Raw genomic sequence first — 26,087 nt, forward strand, 5'->3', positions numbered from 1 at the left:
CAAAAACCATGCGCCTCCCTCCCAAACGCCTGCTCAAAAGCCTGCCCGCACGGCTGCCGTCCGCGCGCTGGAGCGCCGCCGTGCTGCTGCCGCTGGCACTGGCGGCCTGCACGCTGGAACCAACCTATCAACGCCCCGATTCGCCGGTGCCCAACGCGTATCCCGACGGCGCGGCCTACCGTACCGGCGGGGGAACAAGCGGCGGCCAGGCAGGCCAGACGGCCCAGGTGCCCGCCGCCAGTCTCGGCTGGCAGGACTTCTTTACCGATGCGCGGCTGCGGCGGCTGATCGAGCTGGGGCTGGCCAACAACCGCGACCTGCGCGTGGCCACGCTGTCGATCGAAGATGCCCGTGCGCGCTACCGCATCCAGCGCGCGGCACAGTTCCCGGCCATCGACGGCAATGCCGGCTTCAGCAGCACGCGCCTCACCGGCGACCTGCGCGCGCCGGGCCAGGATTCGGTGATCAATGCCTGGAACGCCGGCGTGGGCTTCACCGCATTCGAGCTCGACGTGTTCGGCCGCATCCGCAGCCTCAAGCACGATGCGCTGGAACAGTACCTGGCCATCGTGGAAGTGCGCCGCAGCACCCAGATCAGCCTGGTGGGCGAGATCGCCAGCGCCTACCTGACGTGGCAGGCCGACCAGCAGTTGCTGAAGCTGTCGCAGGACACGCTCAAGGTGCAGGAAGATGCCGCCGAGATGGTGCGCAAGAGCAAGGTGGCCGGCGGCATGGCCGAGATCGACCAGCACCGCACGCAGACCCAGGTGGAGACCGCGCGCGTGGACGTGGAACAGTTCACACGCCAGGTGGCGCAGGACGAGAACGCGTTGCAGTTGCTGATCGGCGGCCCGCTGCCGGCCGACCTGCCGCCCGCTCAGCCGTTCGACGGCAAGTCGTTCGTGGCGGAACTGCCGGCGGGCCTGCCTTCGCAATTGCTGGAACAACGCCCGGACATCATGGCGGCCGAACACCGCCTGAAAGCCGCCAATGCCAATATCGGCGCAGCGCGCGCGGCGTTCTTTCCACGGATTTCGCTGACCGCGGGGGTCGGCCTGGCCAGCACCACGCTGGCCGGGCTGTTTACGGGGGGCGCGGCATGGGCGTTTGCGCCTCAGATGACGCTGCCGATCTTCAACGCCGGCGCCAACCAGGCGCAGCTCGACTCTTCGAAGGTGCGCAAGGACATCAACGTTGCGCTGTACGAGCGCACCATCCAGGGCGCATTCCGCGAAGTGGCCGACGGCCTGGCCGCGCGCGGCACCTACGACCGCCAGACCGCCGCGCAGCAGGCACTGCAGAAGGAAGTGGGCGAGACGCGCCGGCTGGCCGAAATGCGCTTCAAGAACGGCGTGGACGACTACTTTGCGGTGTTCGATGCCCAGCGCCAGCAGTACGAGGCCCAGAAGAAGCTGGTAACGATCGAGCTGGCCCGCCTGACCAGCCGCGCGCAGTTGTACAAGGCGCTGGGCGGCGGCTGGTCGCAGCAGACCGTCACGACCCCACCTGCGCCCCCGGCATCGTAGAACGCCGCCCAGGCCCGCTCTCCGCTAGAATCCACGCCAGAATCAACCGATACCCCCGGTCCCCGGGGGCAAGCAGCGTGGCACTCCAGCAGGGCTTTATCCTGACCCGACATTGGCGCGATACGCCGTCCGGCACCGAGGTCGAGTTCTGGCTCGCCACGGACGACGGCCCGCGCCGGCTGCGCCTGCCGCCCCAACCTTCCACTGCGTTCATTCCGGTGGCGCAACGCGCCGCCGCCGAGGCCATGCTGCAGGGCCAGCGCGACGTCACGCTGCGCGAGCTGGGCCTGCAGGATTTCCAGCATCGTCCCGTGTTGGGCCTGTACTGCAACCAGCACCGCCAGCTCATCCAGCTCGAAAAATCGCTGCGCGACGCGGGCGTCGACGTCTACGAAGCCGATGTGCGGCCGCCCGAGCGCTACCTGATGGAGCGCTTCATCACCGCGCCGGTCTGGTTCGATGGCGAAGCCGGCGCCGATGGCGTGATGCGCCAAGCGCAGATGAAGCCCGCCGCCGACTACCGCCCCGCCCTGCGCCTGGTGTCGCTCGATATCGAAACCAATGCCTTCGGCGACCTGTATTCGATCGCGCTGGAAGGCTGCGGCCAGCGGCAGGTCTACATGCTCGGCGCTGCCCCGCAGAACGATTGCCCCGAGATCGACTTCGCGCTGGAGTACTGCGACACGCGCCAGCAATTGATCGAACGGCTCAACGACTGGCTGGCCCGGCACGATCCCGACGCCATCATCGGCTGGAACCTCGTCCAGTTCGACCTGCGCGTGCTGCGCGAACACGCCCGACAGTTCCAGGTGCCGCTGCGGCTGGGCCGAGGTGGCGCCGAGATGGAATGGCGCGAGCACAACCGCCAGCAGCACTACTTCGCGGGCGCGGCCGGCCGGCTGGTGATCGACGGCATCGAGGCGCTGCGCTCGGCCACGTGGAGCTTTCCGTCGTTCAGCCTGGAGTCGGTGGCGCGCACGCTGCTGGGCGAAGGCAAGGCCATTGACGATCCGTACCACCGCATGGACGAGATCGACCGGATGTTCGCCGACGACAAGCCGGCGCTGGCCCGCTACAACCTGCGCGACTGCGAACTGGTGACGCGCATCTTCGAGAAAACCGAACTGTTGCGCTTTCTGCTGGAGCGCGCCACCGTGACCGGCCTGCCGGCCGACCGCAGCGGCGGATCGGTGGCGGCATTCACGCACCTGTATATGCCGCTGATGCACCGGCAGGGCTATGTCGCGCCGAACCTGGGCGACAAGGCGCCCGAGGCCAGCCCCGGCGGCTTTGTCATGGATTCGCGCCCGGGGCTCTACGAATCGGTGCTGGTGCTCGATTACAAGAGCCTGTATCCGTCGATCATCCGCACGTTCCTGATCGACCCGATCGGGCTGGTGGAAGGCTTGGCGCATCCCGACGATGCCGATTCGGTGCCGGGGTTCCGGGGCGCGCGGTTCTCTCGCACGAAACACTGCCTGCCCGCCATCGTGGCGCGGGTCTGGCAAGGCCGCGAGGCGGCCAAGCGCGAGCAGAACAAGCCGCTGTCCCAGGCGCTGAAGATCATCATGAATGCGTTCTACGGCGTGCTCGGGTCCAGCGGCTGCCGCTTCTTCGACCCCCGGCTGGCGTCGTCGATCACGATGCGCGGGCACGAGATCATGCGCCAGACGCGCGAGCTGATCGAGGCGCGCGGCTACGACGTGATCTATGGCGATACCGACTCCACGTTCGTGTGGCTGCGCCGCGCCCGCACCGAGGACGACGCCGCGCAGATCGGCCGCAGCCTGGTGGCCTACGTCAACGACTGGTGGCGCGACCACCTGTGGCAGACCTACGGCCTGGAAAGCGCGCTGGAGCTGCAGTTCGAGACGCATTTCCGGCGCTTCCTGATGCCGACCATCCGCGGCACCGACCTGGGCAGCAAGAAGCGCTATGCAGGCCAGGTGGTGCGGGCCGACGGACGCGCCGAGATGGTGTTCAAGGGGCTGGAAACCGTGCGCACCGACTGGTCGCCGCTGGCGCAGCAGTTCCAGCAGACGCTCTACGCGAAGGTCTTCAACCGCGAGCCGTACCAGGACTATGTGCGCGATATCGTCCAGCGCACGCTGGCCGGCGAGCTGGACGAGCAACTCGTCTACCGCAAGCGCCTGCGGCGCCAGCTCGACGAATACCAGCGCAACGTGCCACCGCACGTGCGTGCCGCCCGCATCGCCGACGACTACAACGAGCGGCACGGGCGTCCCCGGCAATACCAGAACGGCGGCTGGATCAGCTACCTGATGACCATGGCCGGGCCCGAGCCGCTGGAAACGCGCGCCGCGCCCATCGACTATGACCACTACATCACGCGGCAGCTACAGCCCGTGGCCGATGCGATCCTGCCGTTCCTGGACGACGACTTCGAGACGCTGCTGAGCGGCCAGATGACGCTGTTTCCGGACTAGGGTTTCTCCCCGCTCGCGGGCTCCAGGGGCGGCCCTTGCGGTATCCTCTGCCATCTCCAAAGAAGAATCCGCAGAGAATTCGCCTGCCATGTCCACCGCCCCTGTTTCCACCAATCCCGCTGATCCCACCCGTTCCAAGGCCATGCGCTTTGCCGCCAGCATGCTCGTGCTGCGCGACGGCCCCCAAGGCATGGAAATCCTGATGATGCGCCGCCCGCAGCGCGACGACGACCGCAGCGCGGGCGCGTTCGTGTTTCCCGGCGGCGTGCTCGATGCGCAGGATGCCGCGCTCCATCCGCTGTGCGCGGGGCTGGACGATGCGGCCGCCAGCGCGCGGCTGCAGGTGGAGGCGAGCGGGCTGGACTATTACCTGTGCGCGGTGCGCGAGGCATTCGAGGAAGCCAACCTGCTCTTTGCCTACGACGCCAGCGGGCAGGTGGTGCGGCTGGACGACCTGGGTCCCGATGTCCACCAGCAACTGCGCGAGGCGGCCAGCTACGGCGGCAAGGGTCTGGCGCACGTCTGCGAAATGCTCGGGCTCAAGCTGGCCGTCGACAAGTTGGCCTATTGCGCCTACTGGCTGACCCCGCCGGGGCTGGCCAAACGCTTCGACACGCGTTTCTTCATGACCCTGCTGCCCGCCGGGCAGACCGCGATCCACGATGGCGTGGAAGCCGTGGAGCATCGCTGGATGCGCCCGGCCGACGTGATCGACCCGGCCAACAACCTCACGCTGGTCAACGCCACGCGCAAGATACTGCAGTCGATTGCCCATTTCGCCACCGCGCAGGCGTGCTTCGATTTTGCGCAGCAACAGCGCAATATCGCCCTGGTGATGCCGCGCCTGGCCCATGGCCCCAAGGGCCAGCGGCCCGTGATGCCGGAAGAACCGAGCTACGCGGAAATCGCCCGCATCGATCCGGACGGCGCCGGCCATGCCCGCTACACGCTGGAGCCGGGCCTGGCGGTACGGCTGTCCGAACGCGTCTGGCGCGTGACGGCCAACAACGGCAACGTGATGACCGGTCCGGGCACCAACACCTATTTCGTAGCCGGCGCCGACAACCACTGGGCCGTGATCGATCCGGGCCCTGACGATGCGGCGCACTTCGACGCGGTCATGGCCGCCGCACCGGGCCCCGTGAAATGGATCCTGGCCACGCACACCCACCTGGACCACTCACCGGGTTCCGTGCGCATGCGCGAGGCCACCGGCGCGCCGGTCTGGGGACGCACCACGGCGGTCGTCGACCGCCAGGACCAGACTTTCCGGCCCGACCACGTGCCCGAACATGGCGACCGCATCGCGCTGGGTCCGCAGACCACGCTGCGCGTGATCCACACGCCGGGCCATGCGTCGAACCATCTGTGCTTCCTGCTGGAAGAGGAAAAGACGCTGTTCACGGGCGACCATGTGATGCAGGGCTCCACGGTGGTCATCAATCCGCCCGATGGCGATATGCGCGCCTACCTGGCGTCGCTACAGGCACTGCTGGACGAGGATCTGCAATGGATTGCGCCGGGGCACGGCTTCCTGATGCCGCGTCCGCATGATGCGATCCGTTTGCTGATCCGGCATCGCATGCAACGTGAGGCGAAGGTGTTGAACGCCTTGCGGGCGCTGGCGCCGGCCGATACGGCTACGCTCGTGGCCAGCGTTTATGACGACGTGCCGGAGAGCAAGCATCCGATTGCGCTGCGGTCATTGATGGCGCACTTGAAGAAGCTGGAGGCGGATGGGGTGGCGAAGGAGGATGCGGGGGTGTGGGGGTTGGTGTAGGTTTTCGCTCCCCCACGGTTTAGCTCCCCTCTCCCGCGACGCGGGAGAGGGGAGCGATGAGCTAAGCCATCAACGCGGCCGAGCCAGCCCCGTCACTGCCTTCACATCCGCCGCACCACCCAGCTTCCAGCACGCGGCAATCAGCTCGTTCACCTGCCCCGCGCCCAGCACCGGATCGGCCAGCGCGTGGAACTTGGCGTCCAGGTTCTGATCGGTCATCGGGCGCTGCAGCGATCCAATCGCGTGTTCCACGTGCACATCCACCTGGCGGCCGTCCTTGAGCGTGGCCTTGACGAATGCCGTCGCCTCGTCGACGTTGGCGTCGGCCGTGGCCACCACCTTGCGGCGCAGCGCCACCACCTCGTCGCGGGTGACGATGTGATCAGAGAACTCTTCCTCGGCGGCCCGGCCGAAGATCAAGCCCGCCGCGCAGCCGTGGTAGACGCTGAACTTGGCCAGCAGGCCGTCGCTCGGTTCCTTCTTGCCGGTCAGTTCCAGCACCAGCGGGTGCACGCGCAGGTCGATCCGCTCCACGTCCTCGGGCCGTACACCCTGCTCGCGCAGTTGCACGCAGGCGTCGATGCTCGGATGGATCACGATGCCGCAGGCAAACGGCTTGTACGTGTTGAACGAGATCTCGAAGCGCTGGCCCAGTTCGTCGGTAATCTCGTTCCAGTCGGACTTGGCGGAAATCACCTGCATGAAGCCACGCGGCGCCTCCAGTGCGCGGGCGCTCGACGTGTAGCCGTGCCGTGCCATCAATGCCGACATCAGGCCGGCACGCGCGGCACCGCCCGGATGGAACGGCTTGGTCATCGTGCCGAACTGCTCGCGCAGGCCCACCGGCTGCGACGCGGCAATGCCCAGCGCCATCGTCGTGCGCTCTTCGTCCAGGCCCAGCAGCCGCGAGCACGCGGCGGCGGCGCCCAGCATGCCGGTGGAGCCGGTGATATGCCAGCCACGGTCATAGTGGTCGGGGTACATCGCATTGCCGACGCGGCAGGCCACGTCGATGCCCAGCACCAGCGCGTCGATCACGGCGCGGCCGCTGGCGCCCGTATGCTCGGCCAGCGCCAGCACGGCCGACGCCACCGGGCCAGCCGGATGGATGATCGTCTTCAGGTGCGTGTCGTCGAAGTCAAACGTGTGCGAGGTGATGCCGTTGACCAGCGCGGCGCTGGCCATGTCCACCTGGGTACGGCGGCCGAGCACGGTAGCCTGCGCGGCCGGCTGCAGTTCGGCCACGGCGGCCAGTGCGGCATCGGCCGACGCGTGACCAGCGGCGCCCACGGCGCAGCCCAGCCAGTTCATGAAGGTGCGATGGGCTTCGTGGTCTACCGCATCGCTCCATCCACGGGACGGATGTGTGGCGACGAACTTGCCCAGGATGCGGGTCACGGGCGGGGCGTTGTGGTCGGCGACGACGTGCGTGTTACGGGCCATGCGTGAAAACTCCTCGTTCGAAATCGAAAAATACGGAAAGACAGCAATACGGGAATGACCAGGATCGGTCGGGAGCCGCTAGATCCGGCTCAGGTATCGAGATGGATGCCGCGCGCCTTGGCCAGTTCGCTCCAGCGACGGACTTCGCTGGCGATGTACTGGCGGAACTGGTCGGGCGTCATCGGGGTTGGGTCCAGCGCCTCGGCGGCCAACTTTTCCTTGAAATCGGGCATCTTGAGCACCGTGGTCAGCGTGCCGTTGAGTCGCGCCACCACATCGGGCGGAATGCCGGCGGGGCCGACCACGCCATACCACTGCATGGCGTCGAAGCCCTTCATACCGGCTTCTTCCAGCGTAGGCACGTCGGGCAGCAACGGATGGCGCTTGCTGCCGGTCACGGCCAGCGCCTTGACCCGGCCCGAGCGGAGATTGGGCAGTGCTGCCGCCAGGCCCGGGAACATTGCCTGCGTCTGGCCGCCGATCAGGTCGGTGAACGCCGGGGCGATGCCGCGATAGGCAGCGTGCGTCAGCTTCACGCCGGCCTGTTGGGCAAACAGCTCCATGGTCAGGTGCGTGAGCGATCCCGGCCCGGCCGAGCCATAGGCCACGGGGTTCTTCTTCGCATAGTCGATAAACGCCGCCAGGTTGGCCACCGGCACGCTGGCGTTGACCACCAGCACGTTGGGCGTGCCGCCGATCATGCCAATCGGCGTGAAATCCTTGACCGGGTCGTAAGGCACGCGCCGCGTGGCCGGATTGGTGCCATGCGTAGCCACGTAGCCCTGCATCAGCGAGTAGCCGTCCGGCGAGGCCTTGCTGGTCATCTGGCAGGCAATCACCCCACCGCCACCGGCCTGGTTTTCCACGACGATGGACTGGCCCAGCACCTTGCCCCAGCGCTCGGCCACGGTGCGTCCCACCAGGTCTGAACCGCCACCGGCCGACACCGGCACGACATAGCGGATGGGCTTGCTCGGAAAGGTGCCCTGCGCTTCTGCAAAGCCAGGCACGGTCAGCAGCATGGCGCTGGCCTTGATCAGGGTACGGCGTTTGGGATTCATGTCTCCTCCAGGGTGCGCCTCTCGATGGAATGGCGTCTTGCTCGTGGATGCATTGCATCATCCACTGCCCGGTGTAGACTGTGAATTGCAAATTTCCTCACCATTGATGCAAGGCTTGCATGAATTTCAATCTGGCTGACCTGCGGGCGTTCGTGGCCGTGGCGGAACTGAGCAGTTTCCGGGCGGCGGCGGGCGAACTGCACCTGTCGCAACCGGCGTTGTCGCGTCGCATCGAAAAGCTCGAAGACGCGCTTGGCGTAAGGCTGTTCGACCGCACCACGCGGTCGGTGGAGATGACCGCCGTAGGCCGCGAGTTCTCGCGCAAGGCCCGAGAACTGCTGAACGGGCTGGAAGAATCGCTGCTGGGCATCCGCGACGTCGCCATGCGGGTCACGGGCGAGGTCACCGTGGCCTGCGTGCCGTCGGCGGTGCGCTACTTCCTGCCGGCGGTGCTGCGCGAATACCACGCGCGCTATCCGCGCATCGTGGTGCGGCTGATCGACGAAGGCGCAAACGACGTGCTGAACCTCGTGGTCCGCAACGAGGCCGACTTCGGGCTCAACTACATCGGCACGCAGGAGCCCGACGTCGATTTCGAACCCGTGCTCAAGGAGCCGTTCGTGGTGGCCTGCCCGCCCGACCACCCGCTGGCGCGCAAGCGCAAGGTCACGTGGGCCGAGCTGGGCGAATACGACTACATGACCGTGGGCAAGGCCAGCGGCAACCGCATGCTGCTGGACTTGGCGCTGGGCAACGTCCCTACCCGCCCGCAGTGGTATTGCGAGGTGCGCCACGTGACCACGCTGGTGGGGCTGGTGGAAGCCGGCCTGGGCATTGCTGCAGTGCCGCGCTTGGCGATGCCGCCCGGCAAGCATCCCGCGCTGACCAGCGTGCCGCTGGTGGACCCGGTGGTGGAGCGCACGGTCGGCCTGATCCGCAAGCGCGGGCGGTCGCTGACACCGGCGGCGCAGCAGCTCTACGACATGCTGCTGTCCGCCAACGCCGCCCTGGCGCCCGTCAGTCAGGCAAAGCGCCGCAAGAGTGCACGTCCGGCGCGGGTCGCTTCGTAAGCCATTCGAAAGGTTGTGAAATATCTGGATACCTTGACGGGCTTGGTGGCGGCGCGTGCACTGCCTACAGTGATTCGCATCGAAACTCGTCGCGAGCCGCGCCATGTCCAGACTTCTTGCTCCATTACTGGTGTCACTGGTCGCATCGATGGCCGCCTCGGGCGCCGCGCAGGCGGTGACCAAATGCGAAAGCGCCAGCGACACGCTCTACACGTCGGGCGCCTGCCCGGCCGGCTATCGCAACGTCACCAGTTCGATGCGCGGCAACGTGACCACCGTCACCAAGTCCGCCAAGGTCCGCAAGGACGAGCAGGCGTACCTGGAGAATCGCGACAAGATGGCCACCCAGTTGCGCAACTGGGACGCCCGCGACGACGAGATGGAATGGCGCGCGCAGAACTCGTTCTGGAACCAGTGCCGGGCGCTTGAGTACCAGGCCCGCGCGGCAGAACGCGCGATGCAGCACACCGAATACTGGAGCCGCGCCGACCGGTACCGCGAGGCCGTGCACTTCCTGCGTGCGGAACAGTACACCATGGGCTGCTACTTCTGAGCGCCATCGGGCCACGTTCCCGTGGCCCGTAATTCGACATCGTAAAAGCTGCCGATATTAGTTGCGCTTAGATCGCCATACAGAAAATTTCAGGCGATATAGGGTCGGAATCACGTCTGCAGTCACATACAATCCCTTCCCATCCGGCCCGCCACGCAGTGTCCCGCACCGTCCCGGATCCAACGTGGCAAACGCGGTCGCAACCCACTCCTGTGATAGAAATATGCTGACTTTCACTGTGATCGTTGCGTATATGCTGGCCTGCATCGTTGCACTGGCTTTCGGTGTCCGCTGGATGATCAAGAACGACCCCCTGCTCAAGCAGCAACAGTTTCTGGATACCTCTATAGCCCCGCGCGATGATGCGCCGCGCCGACGCAAGTAATTCCACAGAATCATTGCCTCACCTGAAACGCCGGTCCACAAGACCGGCGTTTTGTTTTGCCGGCTTGGTGCCGTGTCCGACACGTACATCCGTCCTACAAGGCGAGCCGCTACGCGCCGACATCTGACCCGCCCGCCCCACACTATGCTCGTAGAACAACACCCCCACTGCGAGCCATGTCGACCGTTCCGCCCTCTCCCGCCATGCGGTCCGCGCGGCCGCCCGAACCCGGCCTGATGCCTGGGGATGCTGCTGCCACGGTGCCCGCCGCCGAGGCCGGCGAGCCCACCCCGGCTGCCCCGGCTGCCCATATTGCCGCAGCGCCCGTTACCGTCCCCGACTACACCCCGCCCGCCTGGACGCAGTCGCTGCGCCGCGCCAGTGCGGCACTGATCCTGCTGGCCACGATGTTCTCGCTGTACGCGCTGCATGTGGCGCGTGCTTTCATCGTGCCCGTGGTGCTGGCCATCGTCATTGCCTATCTGCTCGATCCTCTGGTTGCGGCACTGCAGCGTCGCCGGGTGCCGCGCGCGGTGGGCGCGACCCTGGTGCTGCTTGGCGTTCTGGCGCTTGTACTCAGCGCCGCCTATCTGCTGCAGGGCCAGGTGGCGTCGATCATCGACCGGCTGCCCGAGATAGCTAGCAAGCTGTCGCGCTCTCTCGGCGCGCTGCTGAGCGGCGACGATTCCGTGGTGCAGAAGGTGCGCCGTGCCGCCACCATCCTCGGCGGCACCGGCCAGCTACCCGCCCCGAGGGGCGGGCCGATCGTGGTCGAGCGTACCGCCGACACCTTCAGCAACATGATCTGGGCCGGCTGGGTCAGTGCGTTCGCGCTGATGGCGCAGGCAGTGGTGGTGATGTTCCTGACGTGGTTCCTGCTGCTGGCCGGCGACATGTTCAAGCGCAAGTTCATCAAGATGACCGGCAAGACCATCAGCCAGAAGAAGATCAACGTGCATATGCTCGACGAGATCAACCGGCAGGTGCAGCGCTACATGCTGATGCTGCTGGTCACCAATGCGTCGCTGGGCTTCTGCGTTTATCTGATGCTGAAGTATCTGTCGATCGACAATGCCGGCACGTGGGCCGTGGTGGCGGCCGTCCTTCACCTGGTGCCCTACTTCGGATCGCTGGTGGTGGCGGTATGCCTGGGCGTGGCGGGCTTCATGCAGTACGGCACACTCGCCGTGGCCGGTGCGGCGGCCGGCGGATCGATGGTGATCGCCACGCTGATCGGCAATGGCATGACCACGTGGATGACCGGCCGGCTGGCGCGCATGAATGCCGTGGCGGTCTTTGTCTCGCTGCTGCTGTTCACATGGCTGTGGGGCACGTGGGGCATGCTGCTGGCGATTCCGCTGGCGGTCATCGCCAAGGTGGTAGCCGACCATGTCGATGGGCTTGAGGTTCTGGCCGAGTTTCTTGGCGAATAGACGTCCTTGCGAATTAATGCGTCGGATGCCGTTGTAGGCCAGCCCCCGCCTTCCCCGTTTCCCTTCCTTTCCTCTCCCTTTTTCCGCCTTCCCCCAGGGCTGCGCTGATGCCAGCCCTGTCTGCTTGCGCCTCAAAATCGGGTTTCATCCGGCAAAACTTTGATGCGCCGCAAAATGACGCACCCCCGTGAATCTCCTATAAACCAACGGTTGGCGCGCGTACCGAGGTTTCATTACACAAAACCCGATCCGGAGGAGACGCATACGTGACCGTCCCGAGCACCTCGCTGCAGAAGGCCTGCCGGCTGCTGCGCGCCTTGTCGGATACCCGCAATGCCCGGCTGACCGACCTGGCAGCCGCCGCCGGCGTCGACAAGGCATCTGCCCTGCGATTGCTGGAAACGCTGATGGCCGAGGGCATGGTCGAGCGCGACCCCACCACCAAGGCGTTCTCGCCCGGACGCGAATGGCTGACCCTGCAGTCCGCCTCGCAGCGTCGTCTCGACATGCGTCCGCTGGCACGACCCGCGCTGATCCGCCTGGCCAATACATTTGAAGATTCGGCGATTCTCTCCGTACCCAGCGGATGGGAATCGGTTTGCCTGGAACTGCGCCTCGGCACGTTTCCGATCCGCGCCAACTATCTCGATATCGGCAGCCGCCGCCCGCTGGGTGTGGGCGCCGGCAGCCTGGCGCTGCTGGCCGCGCTGCCCGACGACGAAATCGAGGCCGTGCTCGACTGCATCGGCCCCTCGCTGAAACGCTATCCGCTGATCGACGCCGACCTGCTGCGCCGCCACGTGGAAACCACGCGGGCGCGCGGCTATGCCGTGCTGCTCGATGTGGTGGTGGAACGCATGGGCGGCATCGGTATCGCGCTGCCCGGCCCCGACGGCTACCCGCTGGGCGCGCTCAGCATCGCCGCCCTCAATGAACGCATCACCGAACGCGAAGCGGCCCTGGCGCGCGCGCTGCGCCGGGAAGCCGACGCCATCACCGCCGCCTGGCGCCACCCCACCCGCCAGCCCCAACCACAATCCAAGGAGGCATGACGCATGCGCTGGAAACACCGTCCAGAAGGTTCCAACTGGGGCGATTTCGGGCCCGACGACCAACTCGGGCGCGTCAACCTGATCGGCCCCGAGCAGGTGGTCAAGGGCGCGCGCGAGATCCAGGCCGGCATCAGTTTCTGCCTGTCGATGCCGCTCGATTACCCGGGCGGCAACAAGCTCAACCCGCGCCGCCATCCGCCGCAACTTCGCCCGACCTTCCGCGACGACATCCCGTACCTGAACTTTCCGCTGGCCAAGGTCAATCCGGCCGCCACCGATGTGATCAGCGACGACCAGGTGCTGCTGTGCCTGCAGTATTCGACGCAGTGGGATTCGCTGGCCCACGTGGGCGCGCTGTTCGATGCCGATGGCGACGGTCGCCCCGAGCGCGTCTACTACAACGGCTATCGCGCCAATGCCGACATCGTCGGCCCGGTGGACTACGCCGAGGACGACCACTTCGAGGCGCATGACTGCGGCCATGGCCACGGCAGCCATGCCGATGCGCTGGGCATCGAGAACTTTGCCGTGAAGGGCATGCAGGGCCGGGGTGTGCTGGTGGACCTGGCCGATGTGTTCGGCACCGACTTCCGCAACGTCGGCTACGACGACCTGATGCGCGCCATGGAAACCCATCGCGTGGAAGTGGAATCCGGCGACATGCTGCTGTTGCGCACCGGGTTCGCCGAGGTGGTGCTGTCGATGCAGCGCAACCCCGACGAGAACGTACTGCACCACAGCTGCTGCGCGCTGAACGGCCGCGACGACCGGCTGCTGAACTGGATCACCGACTCCGGCATCGCCGCGCTGATTGCCGACAACTACGCCGTCGAACGGTATCCGGCCCTGCCGCCGCCCGACGATGCCAAGACCCACCCGCTGCTGCCGCTGCACCACCACTGCCTGTTCAAGCTGGGGCTGCCGCTGGGCGAACTCTGGTACCTGCGCGAACTGGCCGACTGGCTGCGCGCGCACCAGCGCACGCGCTTCCTGCTGACCGCCCCGCCGCTCAGGCTGCCCGGCGCCGTGGGGTCACCCGCCACGCCGGTGGCCACGGTATAGCGGCACGGGACCGAGCAACGCTTTGCGAATCGAATAACAACCACATGGAGGAGACCCGATGAAAAAAATCCACACGCTGGGTATTCACACGCTGGCCGCCGCGCTGGCCCTGGCATCGCTGGCCGCGCACGCGCAGCCCAAGCCCGGCATTTCCGACGATGTGGTCAAGGTCGGACTGCTGCTTGACATGAGCGGGCTGTACGCGGACGTGACGGGTCGGGGCAGCGCCACGGCCGCCCAGATGGCTATCGACGATTTCGGCGGCAAGGTGCTGGGCAAGAAGGTGGAACTGGTGGTAGTGGATCACCAGAACAAGGCCGACATCGCCGCCAACAAGGCGCGCGAATGGTTCGACCAGGACAAGGTGGACGCCATCCTGGACGTGGCCGCCTCCGCCCCGGCGCTGGCCGTGCTGGACGTGGCCAAGCAGAAGAACAAGGTGGTGGTGTTCTCGGGCCCCGGCAGCGAACGCATCACCAACGACCTCTGCACGCCGGTGTCGGTGCACTACGCCTATGACACCTACGCGCTGGCCAATACCACGGCAAAAGCCATGGTGCAGCGCGGCGGCAAGACCTGGTTCTTCCTGACGGCCGACTACGCGTTTGGCCACACGCTCCAGCAATCGGCCACGGCCGTGGTGAACGAAGCCGGCGGGCAGGTGCTGGGCGCGGCACGGCATCCGATCAACACCAGCGACTTTGCCTCGTACCTGCTGCAGGCCCAGGCCAGCAAGGCGCAGGTGGTGGGGCTGGCCAACGCCGGGGGTGACACCGTCAATGCCATCAAGGCGGCCTCCGAGTTCGGGCTGACCAAGAACGGCACGCAGAAGATGGCCGGGCTGCTGCTCTACATCAACGATATCCACGCCATCGGCCTGAAGACGGCGCAGGGGCTGGTGCTGACCGAGGCGTTCTACTGGGACATGAACGACGCCACGCGGGCCTGGTCGCGCAAGTACTTCGACAAGGTCAAGAAGATGCCGAACATGAGCCAGGCTGGCGTCTATTCGTCGGTCACGCATTATCTGAAGTCCGTGCAGACGGCCGGCACCGACGAGACCGGCGCCGTGATGAAGCAGATGAAGACGCTGCCGATCAACGACTTCTTCGCCAAGAACGGACGTATCCGCGAGGACGGCCGCATGATCCACGACATGTACCTGTTCGAGGTCAAGAAGCCCGAGGAATCGAAGTACCCGTGGGACTACTACAAGCTGCTGGCCACGGTGCCGGGCGACCAGGCGTTCATGCCGGTGGCCAAGTCGCAGTGCCCGCTGCTCAAGAAATGACTGCGAGCGACGTGATACACAGCTTTGTGCGCGGTACGGGCAACACCCGCTTCGGGCGGTTGCCCGGCAGCACGCCGCTGACGCTGATGGCCCAGGCCGCCGATACGGCGCTTGCCAGCGCCGGGCTGGCCCGCCATCAGGTGGACGGCGTGCTGTGCGGCTATGCCACCACGCTGCCGCACCTGATGCTGGCCGACCGTTTCTGCGAGTTTGCATCGCTGCAGCCCGCCTATGCACACGGCATGGCCGGCGGTGGCGCCACGGGCGGACTGATGGCGATGCTGGCCCACGACCTGGTGCGCGCCGGCCGCTGCCGCAACGTGCTGGTCGTGGCCGGTGAAAACCGGCTCAGTGGCCAGAGCCGCGACCAGTCGATGCAGACGCTGGCACAGGTGGGCGAACCTGAGATCGAGGTGCCGAACGGCGCCTCGGTGCCGGCGTACTACGCGCTGCTGGCCTCGCGCTATCTGCATGAGGTAGGGCTCGATGCCGACGCGCTGTCCGATTTCGCGGTGCTGATGCGGCGCCATGCGGCCAGCCATCCCGACGCGCACCTGCCCGAACCGCTGACCGCAGAAGCCGCGCGCCAGGCCAGGCCGATTGCGTCGCCGTTGCGGCTGTCCGACTGCTGCCCGATTTCCGATGGCGCCGTGGCCATCGTGGTGTCTTCCGAACCCGGCGACGGCATCCCGGTACGCATCGCGGGCGCCGGACAGGCCCACCGTCATCAGCACCTGGGTGCGCTCGAAGACGTGATGCGCAGCGGCGCATCCGACGCCGCCGGCCGGGCCTTTGCCGAGGCGGGCCGCACGCCGGCCGATATCGACTATCTGGCGATCTACGACTCGTTCACGATCACGCTGATGATGCTGCTCGAAGAACTGGGCATGGCCCCGCGCGGGCAAGCCGTAACCCGGCTGCGCGCTGGCGATTTCGACAGTGGCGGCGTACAGCCGCTCAACACGCACGGCGGCCTGCTGGCCTTCGGCCATTCGGGCGTGGCCGGTGGCCTGATGCACCTGGCCGAAGCGGCGCGCCAGTTGGCAGGCCGTGCCGGTGACCGGCAACTGGCGCCGCGCCGCCGCGCACTGTTTCATGCCGATGGCGGCGTGCTGTCGTCGCATGTGAGCCTGATCCTGGAGACAGCATGAGCACGCCGACACCCGAATCGATCCGCCCGCCCCTCGCGCCCTATACCGCAGGCCTCGCCGCCGGCGTGGTGCGCTACCAGGTGTGCGAAACCTGCGCCGCGTGGCAGCCATTGCAGCGTCACGCCTGCCGCGCATGCGGCGGCCTGCACCTGGCCTGGCGCGATGGCAGCGGCAACGCCACCGTCCACGCGGTCACCGAAGTTTTCCGCGCGCCGACGGAAGCATTCCAGGCGCTAGTTCCCTACACGCTGGTCCTGGCCACGCTGGACGAAGGCCCCCGCGTGATGGGCCACGCCGAGCCCGGCATCGCCATCGGCGACCGCGTGCGCGCCACCGTGTTCGAGGTCGAGGGCCAGCCGCTGCTGCGCTTTATCCGCGCCTGAATCTCGTTCGAATTTCCTCGCCCCAACCAGCTTCCATAACAACATGCCCTCGACGCTCTCCGCCCTGCTCCAACCCCGTTCCGTCGCCATCGTCGGCGCCTCCGACAACATCCACAAGATTGGCGGACGTCCGATCCACTACATGCAGACCATGGGGTATGCCGGCACGATCTATCCGGTCAACCCGCAGCGCGACACGCTGCAGGGGCTGCGGTCGTACCCGTCGCTGGACGCGCTGCCCGAGACGCCCGAGCTGGCCGTGATCGTGGTGGCCGGCGACGCCGCCGTGCAGGCGGTGGCCGACTGCGCGCGGCTGGGCGTGGGTGCTGCCATCGTGATTGCCTCGGGCTTTGGCGAAGCCGGAGAAGCCGGCAAGCGCCAGCAGGACGAGATGGTGCGCGTCGCGCGTGCAGGCGGCCTGCGCATCGTCGGGCCGAACAGCCAGGGGTTGGCCAATTTCGGCAATGGTGCGATTGCCAGCTTCTCGACGATGTTCATCGAAATCCCGCCGCAGGACGGCCCGGTTGCCGTGGTCAGCCAGAGCGGCGGCACGGCGGCGCTGGTCTATGGCCTGCTGCGCCAGCAAGGTATTGGCGTGCGGCACGTGCATGCCACCGGCAACCAGGCCGACGTCACCGTCAGCGAGCTGGCACTGGCCGTGGCGCAGGACCCCGACGTGCGCCTGCTGCTGCTCTACCTGGAAACGCTGTCCGACCCACAGGTGCTGGCGGAAGCGGCCGCGTTGGCCCGCGCGCGCGGGGTGCCGGTGGTGGCGGTCAAGTCGGGCCGCTCGCAGGCCGGTGCGCGCGCTGCCGCGTCGCACACCGGGGCCATGGCCAACGAAGATCGCGCCGTCGACGCGTTCCTGGCCCGCCACGGCATCTGGCGCGTCGACGACGCCCACGCGCTGGCGCGCTGCGCGCCGCTGTACCTGCGCGGCTGGCAGCCCGCCGGGCGGCGTCTGGTGGTGGTCAGCAATTCGGGCGCCAGTTGCGTGATGGCCACCGATACGGCCGATACGTTGGGCATCGGCATGGCGCCGCTGTCGACCGCTACCCAGGCCGCGCTGGGCGAGCGGCTGCCGGGCTTCGCGGCCACGGCCAATCCCGTCGATGTCACGGCCGCGCTGCTGACCAACAGCGGGTTGTTTGGCGATGTGCTGCCGGTGGTGGGCGCGGACCCGGCGGCGGACCTGTTCCTGCTGGACATTCCCGTGGCCGGCATGGGCTACGACGTGCCGCGCTTTGCGCGCGACGCGGCCCGCTTTGCCGACGAGGCCGGCAAGCCGATTGCCGTGGCGGCCTGGCAGGACGCAGTGGTCAGCGAATTCCGCGCAGCCAATGTGCCGACGTTCCTCCATGCGGCCGACGCGCTGGCGGCCTTCCACCAGTTCACCGCGCACGGGCAACTGATGCGCGATGTGGCTGCCGACCCCGCGCCGCCACCGATCGCGGCAGCGCCCGCCGACGCCCCCACCCGCACACTGAGCGAAGCCGCCAGCCTGGCCCGGCTGGCCGAGGCCGGCGTACCGGTGGTCGAGCACTATCTCTGCCAGACCGCCGACGAAGCCGTGGCGGCATGGCAGCGCATCGGCGCCCCGGTGGCGGTGAAGGCCAGTTCGCCAGCCGTGCCGCACAAGAGCGAGCACGGCCTTGTGGCGCTGAACTGCAATTCACGCGAAGCCGTGGCCGAGGCATTCACGCGCCAGACCCGCACGCTCGCCGAGATGCAGGCGCCGGTCGAAGGCGTGCTAGTGGCCCGCATGACGCGCGGCCAGCGCGAGTGCATGGTCGGCGCGCATTGGGACCCGGTCTTCGGTGCCGTGCTGCTGGTGGGCGATGGCGGCAAGTACGTGGAAACCGTGCGCGACACCGCCGTGCTGCTGGCCCTGGCCAGCCCGGCCGCCATCGAACGCGCGCTGCGCGGCCTGCGCATGGCCCCGCTGCTCGACGGCGTGCGTGGCGAACCGCCGCTCGACGTGGCGGCACTGGTGCGCGTGGCGGCCCGCGTCGGCCAGCTCGTGCACGACGCACGCGGCGCCATCCGATCGGTCGACCTGAATCCGGTGATGCTGGGCGCCGACGGCGCCGTGGTGGTGGACGGGTTGATGGAGGTGACAAGCCCCTGACGGCCAGCCATCTGTGCTCGGCCAGGGTATTGTTCGCAATCTAAGACAAACTGTCAGCCGATCCGCTCTTCTTTGCTTCGACTCCGCTCGTTACATTTCAGGCGCCGCATCGCGCCCGAGCCCTTATGGAGGCGTGCGTGCGCGCGTCTCACCACAAGGATAACGAAGCATGAAGACCCGAATTGCCTGCCTGGCCGCCATGGCCGTCCTGCCTGCCCTGCCCGTCGCGGCGCAGGCCCAAGCCCAATCGAGCATCACGCTGTATGGCGTGGTCGACGCCGGCGTGGAGTTCCTGACCCACGCCCCGAATACCGCCACCGGCGGCAGCAACAACGTCGTGCGCATGTCGGCGGGCAACATGTCGACGTCGCGCTGGGGCCTGCGCGGCGCCGAAGACCTGGGCGGCGGCCTGAAGGCCGTGTTCACACTGGAAAGCGGTTTCGACCTGGATACCGGCAGCCTGAACCAGGGTGGCCGCCTGTTCGGCCGCCAGGCATTCGTGGGCCTGCAGAACCAGTACGGCACGCTGTCGCTGGGCCGTCACCAGACCGTGCTGTACGACTTCTCGCTGGCCTATGACCCGATGGCCATCGCCACGCGCTATTCGGTGCTGATGCACGACAAGTGGATGTCGGGCCGTGCCGACAACTCGCTGAAATTCACCGGTCAGACAGGCGCGTTCTACTACGGCTTGTTCTACAGCACCGGCTACGACAGCAGCGCCGGCGGCGAAGTGCCGGGCGACTACAAGGCGGGCCGCAACTGGTCGGTGTCGGGCGGCTACGATGCCGGCCCGGTGTCGGCACGCGTGGTCTATGACGAAGTGCGCGGCAGCACCATCGCCACCGACGACAACCGCGAACGCCGCGCCACCATCGGCGCCAGCTACAACTTCGGCCGCGGCCGCGCGTTTGCCGGCTATCGCTGGTACTACGGCGACTTCGCCAGCAGCTCGCTGCGCACCAACCTGTACTGGCTGGGTGCGTCGTACCAGGTGACCCCGGCCATTGCAGTGACCGGCGCCGCGTACTACACCGACGTGCGCAACAGCAACGGCGATCCGTACAGCTTCGTGCTGTCGGGTACGTATGCGTTCTCGAAGCGCACGGATCTGTATGTCATTACGGCCTACGCGCAGAACCAGAACGGATCGGCCATGGGCCTGTCGGGTTTTGGTCCGTCGCTGAACGGCAGCGCTACGACGCTGACTGCCACCAGCGAGCAGGTGCGTGCCGGACAGAGCCAGTTTGGCGCGATCGTTGGCGTGCGCCACCGGTTCTGATCTGCGCGCCCTTGGTGTTTTTGCTCCCCTCTCCCACGACGTGGGAGAGGGGTTGGGGGTGAGGGCCAGCGCATCAAGATGCGATACCGGCAATTTGAACCGCTGTGCCCTCACCCCCAGCCCCTCTCCCGCCATGCGGGAGAGGGGCGCTAAACAACCAGCGCTCGGGACTGACTACAGCCCCAACCCCTTCAACGCCGTCTCCAGCGATGCCTGCTGTTCCGCCGCATACAGCGCCAGTTCATCGCTGACCGTCGCCCCAAGTGCCTGCTCAAACGCGGCCCGGTTGGGCGATGCCTGCAGGTCGTCGCGGTTCTCATCACCGAGGTTCGACTGGAAGATCCCCGCTGCACTGACGGGCAGAAAGTCTTCATACGTAATCGGTTCGGCCACCAGCGCGCCCGATGCGATCAGCGCCTCGACATCGCCGCCGTCCGCCGCCTTGTTGCCCACGGAATACCGGTAGTACGCCAGCCCCTGTTGGCGCAGTTGCGCGTGGTCGTCCGGAAACGCGCGGAACACCTCGTCCAGCGTCTTCCGATATGCCTCGGCATTCGATCCGTCGCCAGCCGGCGTGATGACCTTGCGCACTTCGCCCAGCAGTTCGTCATAGAGCTTGCGACCCTTGGGGGTCAGCGCCACGCCGCGTTGCTCGATTTCGCCAAAGCGCGCGGTATGCGTGCCGGCCTCGCCGCCATCGCGGAAGGTCACCGGTTCACTAAGTGCCAGGAAGCTGGTCTGGCGCAGCAGGATCGGGCAGCGGCGCGTGGGCGGGCCTTCCACCACGGCCTTGGGCTGGATGCCGCGTGCCGGCATGCGCGTCTGCACGATGTCGATGTCCAGCGTGCGCGGGGTCAGGTGGTTGATATGCGGCCCGGGGAAGCAAACGATGTCGGCGATCAGCGGATGGGTCTTGCGTAGTTTCCAGTAAAGCTCGGCCTCGACCGTGGCCTTGCCGTGCCAGCGGAAGGTCTCCAGCGCCTCGGCCACGAACTGCTCCGCCTCGTCGTCACTGAGTCCGCCCTGATACTCGGCGCGTTCGATCAGTGCCAGGCAGCCGGCCGTGAAAATCGAGCGCGTGGCCAGCACCGACGCGGCGGCGTCGCGCAAGTCGGCGTCCTGGATCAGGTCCAGCCGCAGCAGCGACGTGAACACGCGGAACGGATTCTCGGCCAGCCCGGCCACGTCCTTTGGACGGAAGGCCGTCGAGTGGACCGGCACGCCGGCCACCGACAGATCGTAATAGCCCACCGGCACCATGCCCATCACCGCGAACAGACGGCGGATGGTTGCCAGCTCGGCCGGCGTGCCCACGCGGATCGCGCCGTGGCGTTCCACTTCGATACGCGATTCCTGTCCCGCCGCACCAGCCGCTGCGGCGCCGACGCTGGCCAGCACCTCGGTGTTGACGTCGGCCACCAGCGACATCAGCGTGCCGTACTGCGGCACCTCGGTTCGGTACATATCGGACATGGCGCGCGAGAACCGGGCGCGGATCTGGCTGGGGGACATGAAGGCAGCGGACATGGTTGTTCTGGGGACGACGACGAAAAGAGCGCCAAGTCTGGATCGGCGCACGCAGCCCGGCAAGCGACTTTTCTGCCCCGGTTAATGCGATTTCCGCATCAACTTGATGCTCAACCTTGCGCGGCCGCGCATTGGCGCAGCAGCCAGTCGGCGAAGAGTGCCGCCTTGTCGGTCTGATCGTTCTTCTGTCGATAGGTCAGGAAGTAGGCGCCCTGCCGCGCCGATTCCACGGGCTCGGCGAATGGCAAGGCCACGAGTCGCCCGCTTTCCAGTTCCGAACGCACCATCATCTCGGGCAGCACGGCGACCCCAAGCCCGCAGATGGCCGCGCCGGTCACCATCGTGAACAGGTCATAGCGCGGGCCCAGGCGGGCTTTGCGGCGGACGGCCTCGTCGTCGCCGCCGAACCAATCGGGCCAGGCATCGGGGCGGCTGGCCAGGTGCAGCAGCGGCAGCTTCAGCAGGTCTTCGCGTTTGCGTGGCGGCTTGCCCTGCAGCAGTTGCCGGCTGCAGACCGGAATCGACAGCCCCTCCTCGGTCAGCATGGCGGATGGGTGCCCTTCCCACGCGGCATCGCCAAAGTAGATGGCGGCGTCGAACAGCGAATCGGCGAAGTGAAACGGCTCGGGCCGGGCGTGGATATTGACGACGATACGCGGATGTTCGGCGCGGAAACCGGCCAGGCGCGGAATCAGCCATTGCGTGGCAAAGGTGGGCACCACGGCCAGTTCCAGTACTTCCATGCCGCCCGCGCGCGACGCCAGGTCCTTGGTGGCGCGCTCGATGGCCTTGAGTTCGGCGCGGATCTCGCGAACGTAGCGATCGCCATCGGGGGTCAGCACCACGCGCTGCCGCACGCGTTCGAAGAAGCGGACGCCAAGGCGGTCTTCCAGCGCCTGGATCTGGCGCGAAATCGCGCTTTCGGTGACGTTCAGTTCGGCGGCGGCGCGCGTGAAACTGCCCAGTCGGGCAGCGCACTCAAGCATCTGGAGTGCCATCAGGCTGGGCAGGCGCATGGTCGGGGCAGTCTCGGGGGCGCGATGGGCCGCCATTGTGGCATCGGCACCCCGTGCATGTCTCATCCTGGGCCTTGAAATTTCCGAATCACTGTATATATTTACAGTAACCTGTATGGATATACAGTATCGGAACCTTCGGAGCCCATATATGGAACACCTGATCCGTGTACAGAACGAATATGACCGCCAGATCCTGGTCTGGCTGCGCGGACGCATTGGTGATGCAGCGCTGGTATCGGCCGCCCGCCGGGTCACGGCGGATGGCAAAAAGCCTTATCTGTCAACGATTTGCCGCCTGCTCAAGATCCGCCCGCCGTCGCGCCGCAGCTTTGCCGACGAGGCACGCAAGACGCATCGTGCCGTCGGCGAACGCTATCTGGCCCAGATCCGCCAGATCCTGGCCAAGCCCGCCAGCGCACATGAAACGGCCGGGCACGAGCCCCGGCCGCAGGGCAACCTGTTCTAAGGGCACCCGATGACTTTCGACTTTAGGCCAAATTATTGAAATCCAATAATTTGGCCTAAAACAGCTTAGGATGCTTTATTAGCCACCCCACTCCACACCCTACTCGACTTACTTCGGCAGTTCGCTCACCCGCATGGCCGGCGTGATCTGCAGCGGGTCGGTCACCAGTTCTAGCACGGCCGGCTTGCCCGCCTTCTGCGCCCGCTCGAAGGCCGCGGCAAAGTCCTCGGTCCGTTCCACGCGTTCCGCCCAGGCGCCGCACGCCTTGGCCATCTCGATGAAGTCCGGATTGACGATGGTCGTGCCGCTCTGGCGGCCCGGGTAGCGCTTCTCCTGGTGCATACGGATCGTGCCGTACATCCGGTTGTTCACGACGATCGTGATCAGGTTTACGCCGTGCGCGGCGGCCGTAGCGATTTCCTGCGGATACATCAGGAAGCAGCCGTCACCGGCAAAACAGACCACGGTCTTTTCGGGGTGGCGCAGCTTGGCGGCGATGCCGGCCGGCAGGCCGTAGCCCATCGCGCCGCAGGTGGGCGCCAGTTCCGTGCGCGGACGCTTGTACGCGTAGAACCGGTGCAGCCACACCGTGTAGTTGCCCGCGCCGTTCGACAGCATGGCGTCCTCGGGCAGCACCTGGTTCAGGTGTGCCATGGCGGCGGCCATATCCACGCCGGTCAGTTCCGCGTGCGGCTTCGGCGGCGTGACAAACGCTTCGTGATCGGCGCGTGCGCCGGCGGTCCAGTCCTTCCACGGCAGCGCGGCCGGCGCAGGCAGCGACGCCAGCATCGCGGCACTGGGTGCCACGCCCGCATGGATCGGCAGCGTGGCCTGGTAGACCCGGCCCAGCTCGAAGCTGTCGGCATGGATATGCACGAGCTTCTGCGTGGGCGTCGGCACCTTCAGCATCGTGTAGCCATCGGTGGCGATATCGCCAAGACGCGTGCCAACGGCCACGATCAGGTCGGCGGTCTTCACGCGTTCGGCCAGCTTGGGGCTGACGCCAAGACTCAGGTGCCCCACGTAGTGCGGATCGCGGTTGTCGATCACGTCCTGGCGGCGGAAGGCGCAGGCCACCGGCAGATCCCACGCCTTGACGAACGCGGCGAAATCCTTGACCGCCTGGTCGGTCCAGTTGGCGCCGCCGGCAATCACCAGCGGGCGTTGCGCAGCCTGCAGCGCGGCGGCCAGCGCCTGAGCGTCCTCGGCGCGCGGCGCGGCGGCCACGGCGCGGTACGGTGCTGCATCGGTGCATTCCACCAGGCCATCGAGCACGTCCTCGGGCAGTGCCAGCACCACCGGACCCGGCCGGCCCGACGTGGCCACCTGGAACGCGCGCGCCACCATTTCCGGAATCCGGGCAGGGTCGTCAATCTCGGCCGCCCACTTGGTCATCGTGCCGAACACCGCTGCGTAGTCCACTTCCTGGAACGCTTCCCGGCCCTTGTGCTCGCGTGCGATCTGGCCCACGAACAGGATCATCGGCGTGGAGTCCTGCTGGGCGATATGCACGCCGATGCTGCCGTGCGTGGCACCGGGGCCGCGCGTCACAAAGCAGATGCCGGGGCGGCCGGTCAGCTTGCCGTCGGCCTCGGCCATGTTGGCGGCCGCGCCTTCGTGCTTGCAGACCACCAGGTCGATGGCCGGCTCGTCATGCAAGGCGTCCAGCACGTCAAGAAAGCTCTCGCCGGGCACGCAGAAGATGCGGTCGGTGCCATGGATGCGCAGCTGGTCCACCAGTACGCGGCCGCCGGTGCGGGCCGCTTGAGTCGTGTTGGAGGTCATGTCGAGAAGTTGGGCGGTGATCGGAATGTCTGCGATTGTTCCGTTTGACGTGCGCGGCTGCGCGGCTTATCGTGCATTTCTGTTATGCAAATTCCGCAAGTCGCCATGCATCGGGTGCGTGTAGATTGGCGAACGGGCGCAGTACAAGACGCCCGCCTGACGAGGCTTCTGGCCAAATCCGTCAGGCAGAACCCGAGCGTAGCACCAGGAACGTCACACAAGAGCGTTCGCGCAACAGGAGACATGACATGAATTTTTCCCATCGCCTGGTCCGGCCGATGCTGGCCGTCCTTTGTACCGGATGCATGGCCCTGGCCTTGCCGGCCAGCGCCCAGACCGATCACTACCCGTCCAAGCCCATCACCTACGTGGTGCCGTTTGCCGCCGGGGGTACGACCGACCTGCTGGGCCGGCTGATCGGCCAGAAGCTGTCGCAGACGCTGGGCCAGTCGGTGGTGGTGGAAAACCGCGCGGGGGCCGGCGGCAACATCGGCTCCGACTACGTGGCCAAGGCCCCGGCCGACGGCTACACGCTGCTGGGCGGCACCATCAGCTCGCACTCGATCAACGTGAGCCTGTACCCGAAGATGCCGTATGACCCGATCAAGAACTTCCAGCCCATCACGCTGATCGGCACGCTGCCCAATGTGCTGGTGGTCAACGCCAGCAGCCCGTGGAAGAGCGTGCAGGACGTGATCGCGGCGGCCAAGGCCAAGCCGGGCACCGTCAACTTCGGGTCGTCGGGCAATGGCACGTCGCAGCACCTGGCGGCCGAGCTGTTCGCCAACATGGCCGGCCTGCGCATGACCCACGTGCCGTACAAGGGCAGCAGCCAGGCCGTGCAGGCGCTGCTGGGCAGCCAGGTGGACCTGGTGTTCGAAAACAGCGTGGCGGCCATGCCGATGATCCAGTCCGGCAAGTTCCGCGCGCTGGCCACCACGGGCGCCAAACGCGCCGCCGAACTGCCCGATGTGCCGACCATGGCGGAATCGGGCCTGAACGGCTACGAGATCGTGTCGTGGCAGGCCATCTTCGCGCCGGCCGGCACGCCCAAGCCCATCGTCGACAAGCTGTCGACCGAGATCGGCAAGATCATCCGCCAGCCCGAAGTGCGCGCCAAGCTGGCATCGATGGGCGTGGAGCCGTCGGGCGCCGGCCCGGCCGAACTGGCCGCGTTCCAGAAAAGCGAAGTCGCCAAATGGGCGAACCTGATCAAAGTGGCCAATATTCACCTGGAGTAAGC

Annotated in this window: 21 protein-coding genes; 16 read left to right on the forward strand and 5 right to left on the reverse strand. The window is 66.8% G+C overall.

The genetic code is table 11. The annotated features are described in order from the left end of the window. The first annotated feature begins 8 nt into the window (after positions 1–8). The 3 genes from MFF62_RS13225 (at position 9) to MFF62_RS13235 (ending at position 5,753) form a co-directional block, all read left to right on the forward strand. Positions 9–1,526 carry an efflux transporter outer membrane subunit gene (locus tag MFF62_RS13225; protein ID WP_238263590.1) on the forward strand — a complete coding sequence of 506 codons (1,518 nt, stop codon included), beginning with the start codon at positions 9–11 and terminating at the stop codon, positions 1,524–1,526. 77 nt (positions 1,527–1,603) lie between these two features. Further along, entirely contained in the window at positions 1,604–3,973 is a 2,370-nt protein-coding gene (locus MFF62_RS13230) for a DNA polymerase II (RefSeq protein WP_238263591.1), read from the forward strand. A gap of 88 nt (positions 3,974–4,061) precedes the next feature. Next, positions 4,062–5,753, forward strand: coding sequence for an MBL fold metallo-hydrolase (locus tag MFF62_RS13235; protein WP_238263592.1), 1,692 nt, complete (start codon positions 4,062–4,064; stop codon positions 5,751–5,753). Positions 5,754–5,822: 69 nt separating this feature from the next. Here MFF62_RS13235 and MFF62_RS13240 read toward each other — a convergent pair whose 3' ends face one another. After that, positions 5,823–7,196: an MmgE/PrpD family protein gene (locus MFF62_RS13240; RefSeq protein WP_238263593.1), complete on the reverse strand. Its 1,374-nt coding sequence runs from the start codon at positions 7,194–7,196 to the stop codon at positions 5,823–5,825. Positions 7,197–7,285: 89 nt separating this feature from the next. Then, positions 7,286–8,257 carry a Bug family tripartite tricarboxylate transporter substrate binding protein gene (locus MFF62_RS13245; RefSeq protein ID WP_238263594.1) on the reverse strand — a complete coding sequence of 324 codons (972 nt, stop codon included), beginning with the start codon at positions 8,255–8,257 and terminating at the stop codon, positions 7,286–7,288. Positions 8,258–8,376: 119 nt separating this feature from the next. On the opposite strand from MFF62_RS13245, the gene MFF62_RS13250 reads away from it, so the two are divergent. The 11 genes from MFF62_RS13250 (at position 8,377) to MFF62_RS13300 (ending at position 20,047) form a co-directional block, all read left to right on the forward strand. Further along, positions 8,377–9,327, forward strand: a complete 951-nt coding sequence (locus MFF62_RS13250; protein ID WP_238263595.1) for a LysR family transcriptional regulator — start codon at positions 8,377–8,379, stop codon at positions 9,325–9,327. A gap of 103 nt (positions 9,328–9,430) precedes the next feature. Then, positions 9,431–9,880, forward strand: coding sequence for a hypothetical protein (locus tag MFF62_RS13255; RefSeq protein ID WP_238263596.1), 450 nt, complete (start codon positions 9,431–9,433; stop codon positions 9,878–9,880). Positions 9,881–10,103: 223 nt separating this feature from the next. Then, positions 10,104–10,265, forward strand: a complete 162-nt coding sequence (locus tag MFF62_RS13260; protein ID WP_238263597.1) for a hypothetical protein — start codon at positions 10,104–10,106, stop codon at positions 10,263–10,265. Between the two features lie 176 nt (positions 10,266–10,441). After that, the gene (locus tag MFF62_RS13265) at positions 10,442–11,698 is read left to right on the forward strand and encodes an AI-2E family transporter (protein WP_238263598.1); all 1,257 of its coding nucleotides are present in this window, start codon (positions 10,442–10,444) and stop codon (positions 11,696–11,698) included. Between the two features lie 266 nt (positions 11,699–11,964). After that, entirely contained in the window at positions 11,965–12,750 is a 786-nt protein-coding gene (locus MFF62_RS13270) for an IclR family transcriptional regulator (protein WP_238263599.1), read from the forward strand. A 3-nt stretch (positions 12,751–12,753) separates the two neighbouring features. Further along, positions 12,754–13,812, forward strand: a complete 1,059-nt coding sequence (locus MFF62_RS13275) for a cyclase family protein (protein WP_238263600.1) — start codon at positions 12,754–12,756, stop codon at positions 13,810–13,812. Between the two features lie 58 nt (positions 13,813–13,870). Next, positions 13,871–15,103 carry an ABC transporter substrate-binding protein gene (locus MFF62_RS13280; RefSeq protein ID WP_238263601.1) on the forward strand — a complete coding sequence of 411 codons (1,233 nt, stop codon included), beginning with the start codon at positions 13,871–13,873 and terminating at the stop codon, positions 15,101–15,103. Beyond that, positions 15,100–16,254 (forward strand): thiolase family protein, encoded by a 1,155-nt coding sequence (locus tag MFF62_RS13285; RefSeq protein ID WP_238263602.1) that lies wholly within the window; start codon positions 15,100–15,102, stop codon positions 16,252–16,254. The genes MFF62_RS13280 and MFF62_RS13285 overlap by 4 nt, the downstream gene beginning before the upstream one ends. Then, entirely contained in the window at positions 16,251–16,637 is a 387-nt protein-coding gene (locus MFF62_RS13290) for a Zn-ribbon domain-containing OB-fold protein (protein WP_238263603.1), read from the forward strand. Before MFF62_RS13285 ends, MFF62_RS13290 begins: the two co-directional genes overlap by 4 nt. A 43-nt stretch (positions 16,638–16,680) precedes the next feature. After that, positions 16,681–18,765: an acetate--CoA ligase family protein gene (locus MFF62_RS13295; RefSeq protein ID WP_238263604.1), complete on the forward strand. Its 2,085-nt coding sequence runs from the start codon at positions 16,681–16,683 to the stop codon at positions 18,763–18,765. Between the two features lie 169 nt (positions 18,766–18,934). After that, a complete protein-coding gene (locus MFF62_RS13300; protein ID WP_238263605.1) occupies positions 18,935–20,047 on the forward strand; it encodes a porin in 1,113 nt (370 codons plus the stop codon). Between the two features lie 174 nt (positions 20,048–20,221). Here MFF62_RS13300 and hglS read toward each other — a convergent pair whose 3' ends face one another. Then, complete coding sequence (gene hglS / locus MFF62_RS13305; protein WP_238263606.1) at positions 20,222–21,574, reverse strand: 2-oxoadipate dioxygenase/decarboxylase HglS; 1,353 nt, start codon at positions 21,572–21,574, stop codon at positions 20,222–20,224. 110 nt (positions 21,575–21,684) lie between these two features. Then, the gene (locus tag MFF62_RS13310; protein ID WP_238263607.1) at positions 21,685–22,590 is read right to left on the reverse strand and encodes a LysR substrate-binding domain-containing protein; all 906 of its coding nucleotides are present in this window, start codon (positions 22,588–22,590) and stop codon (positions 21,685–21,687) included. A gap of 151 nt (positions 22,591–22,741) precedes the next feature. On the opposite strand from MFF62_RS13310, the gene MFF62_RS13315 reads away from it, so the two are divergent. Next, a complete protein-coding gene (locus MFF62_RS13315; protein ID WP_238263608.1) occupies positions 22,742–23,059 on the forward strand; it encodes a CppA family protein in 318 nt (105 codons plus the stop codon). A gap of 108 nt (positions 23,060–23,167) precedes the next feature. On the opposite strand, the gene MFF62_RS13320 is transcribed toward MFF62_RS13315, so the two are convergent. Then, positions 23,168–24,844, reverse strand: a complete 1,677-nt coding sequence (locus MFF62_RS13320) for a thiamine pyrophosphate-binding protein (RefSeq protein ID WP_238263609.1) — start codon at positions 24,842–24,844, stop codon at positions 23,168–23,170. Between the two features lie 248 nt (positions 24,845–25,092). On the opposite strand from MFF62_RS13320, the gene MFF62_RS13325 reads away from it, so the two are divergent. Continuing rightward, on the forward strand, positions 25,093–26,085 hold the full coding sequence (locus MFF62_RS13325; protein WP_238263610.1) for a Bug family tripartite tricarboxylate transporter substrate binding protein: 993 nt from the start codon (positions 25,093–25,095) through the stop codon (positions 26,083–26,085). Positions 26,086–26,087 lie beyond the last annotated feature (2 nt).

This window comes from Cupriavidus pauculus, from assembly GCF_022179805.1.
In the GTDB taxonomy this organism is placed as follows: domain Bacteria; phylum Pseudomonadota; class Gammaproteobacteria; order Burkholderiales; family Burkholderiaceae; genus Cupriavidus; species Cupriavidus pauculus_E.

What these genes read in the sequence shown, in the direction of transcription:
- MFF62_RS13260 (WP_238263597.1), top strand. Translation starts at nt 10,104, where the DNA reads ATGCTGACTTTCACTGTGATCGTTGCGTATATGCTGGCCTGCATCGTT.
- MFF62_RS13250 (WP_238263595.1), top strand. Translation starts at nt 8,377, where the DNA reads ATGAATTTCAATCTGGCTGACCTGCGGGCGTTCGTGGCCGTGGCGGAA.
- MFF62_RS13320 (WP_238263609.1), bottom strand. Translation starts at nt 24,844, where the DNA reads ATGACCTCCAACACGACTCAAGCGGCCCGCACCGGCGGCCGCGTACTG.
- MFF62_RS13300 (WP_238263605.1), top strand. Translation starts at nt 18,935, where the DNA reads ATGAAGACCCGAATTGCCTGCCTGGCCGCCATGGCCGTCCTGCCTGCC.
- MFF62_RS13325 (WP_238263610.1), top strand. Translation starts at nt 25,093, where the DNA reads ATGAATTTTTCCCATCGCCTGGTCCGGCCGATGCTGGCCGTCCTTTGT.
- MFF62_RS13265 (WP_238263598.1), top strand. Translation starts at nt 10,442, where the DNA reads ATGTCGACCGTTCCGCCCTCTCCCGCCATGCGGTCCGCGCGGCCGCCC.
- MFF62_RS13285 (WP_238263602.1), top strand. Translation starts at nt 15,100, where the DNA reads ATGACTGCGAGCGACGTGATACACAGCTTTGTGCGCGGTACGGGCAAC.
- MFF62_RS13290 (WP_238263603.1), top strand. Translation starts at nt 16,251, where the DNA reads ATGAGCACGCCGACACCCGAATCGATCCGCCCGCCCCTCGCGCCCTAT.
- hglS (WP_238263606.1), bottom strand. Translation starts at nt 21,574, where the DNA reads ATGTCCGCTGCCTTCATGTCCCCCAGCCAGATCCGCGCCCGGTTCTCG.
- MFF62_RS13225 (WP_238263590.1), top strand. Translation starts at nt 9, where the DNA reads ATGCGCCTCCCTCCCAAACGCCTGCTCAAAAGCCTGCCCGCACGGCTG.
- MFF62_RS13315 (WP_238263608.1), top strand. Translation starts at nt 22,742, where the DNA reads ATGGAACACCTGATCCGTGTACAGAACGAATATGACCGCCAGATCCTG.
- MFF62_RS13275 (WP_238263600.1), top strand. Translation starts at nt 12,754, where the DNA reads ATGCGCTGGAAACACCGTCCAGAAGGTTCCAACTGGGGCGATTTCGGG.
- MFF62_RS13295 (WP_238263604.1), top strand. Translation starts at nt 16,681, where the DNA reads ATGCCCTCGACGCTCTCCGCCCTGCTCCAACCCCGTTCCGTCGCCATC.
- MFF62_RS13280 (WP_238263601.1), top strand. Translation starts at nt 13,871, where the DNA reads ATGAAAAAAATCCACACGCTGGGTATTCACACGCTGGCCGCCGCGCTG.
- MFF62_RS13235 (WP_238263592.1), top strand. Translation starts at nt 4,062, where the DNA reads ATGTCCACCGCCCCTGTTTCCACCAATCCCGCTGATCCCACCCGTTCC.
- MFF62_RS13255 (WP_238263596.1), top strand. Translation starts at nt 9,431, where the DNA reads ATGTCCAGACTTCTTGCTCCATTACTGGTGTCACTGGTCGCATCGATG.
- MFF62_RS13245 (WP_238263594.1), bottom strand. Translation starts at nt 8,257, where the DNA reads ATGAATCCCAAACGCCGTACCCTGATCAAGGCCAGCGCCATGCTGCTG.
- MFF62_RS13240 (WP_238263593.1), bottom strand. Translation starts at nt 7,196, where the DNA reads ATGGCCCGTAACACGCACGTCGTCGCCGACCACAACGCCCCGCCCGTG.
- MFF62_RS13310 (WP_238263607.1), bottom strand. Translation starts at nt 22,590, where the DNA reads ATGCGCCTGCCCAGCCTGATGGCACTCCAGATGCTTGAGTGCGCTGCC.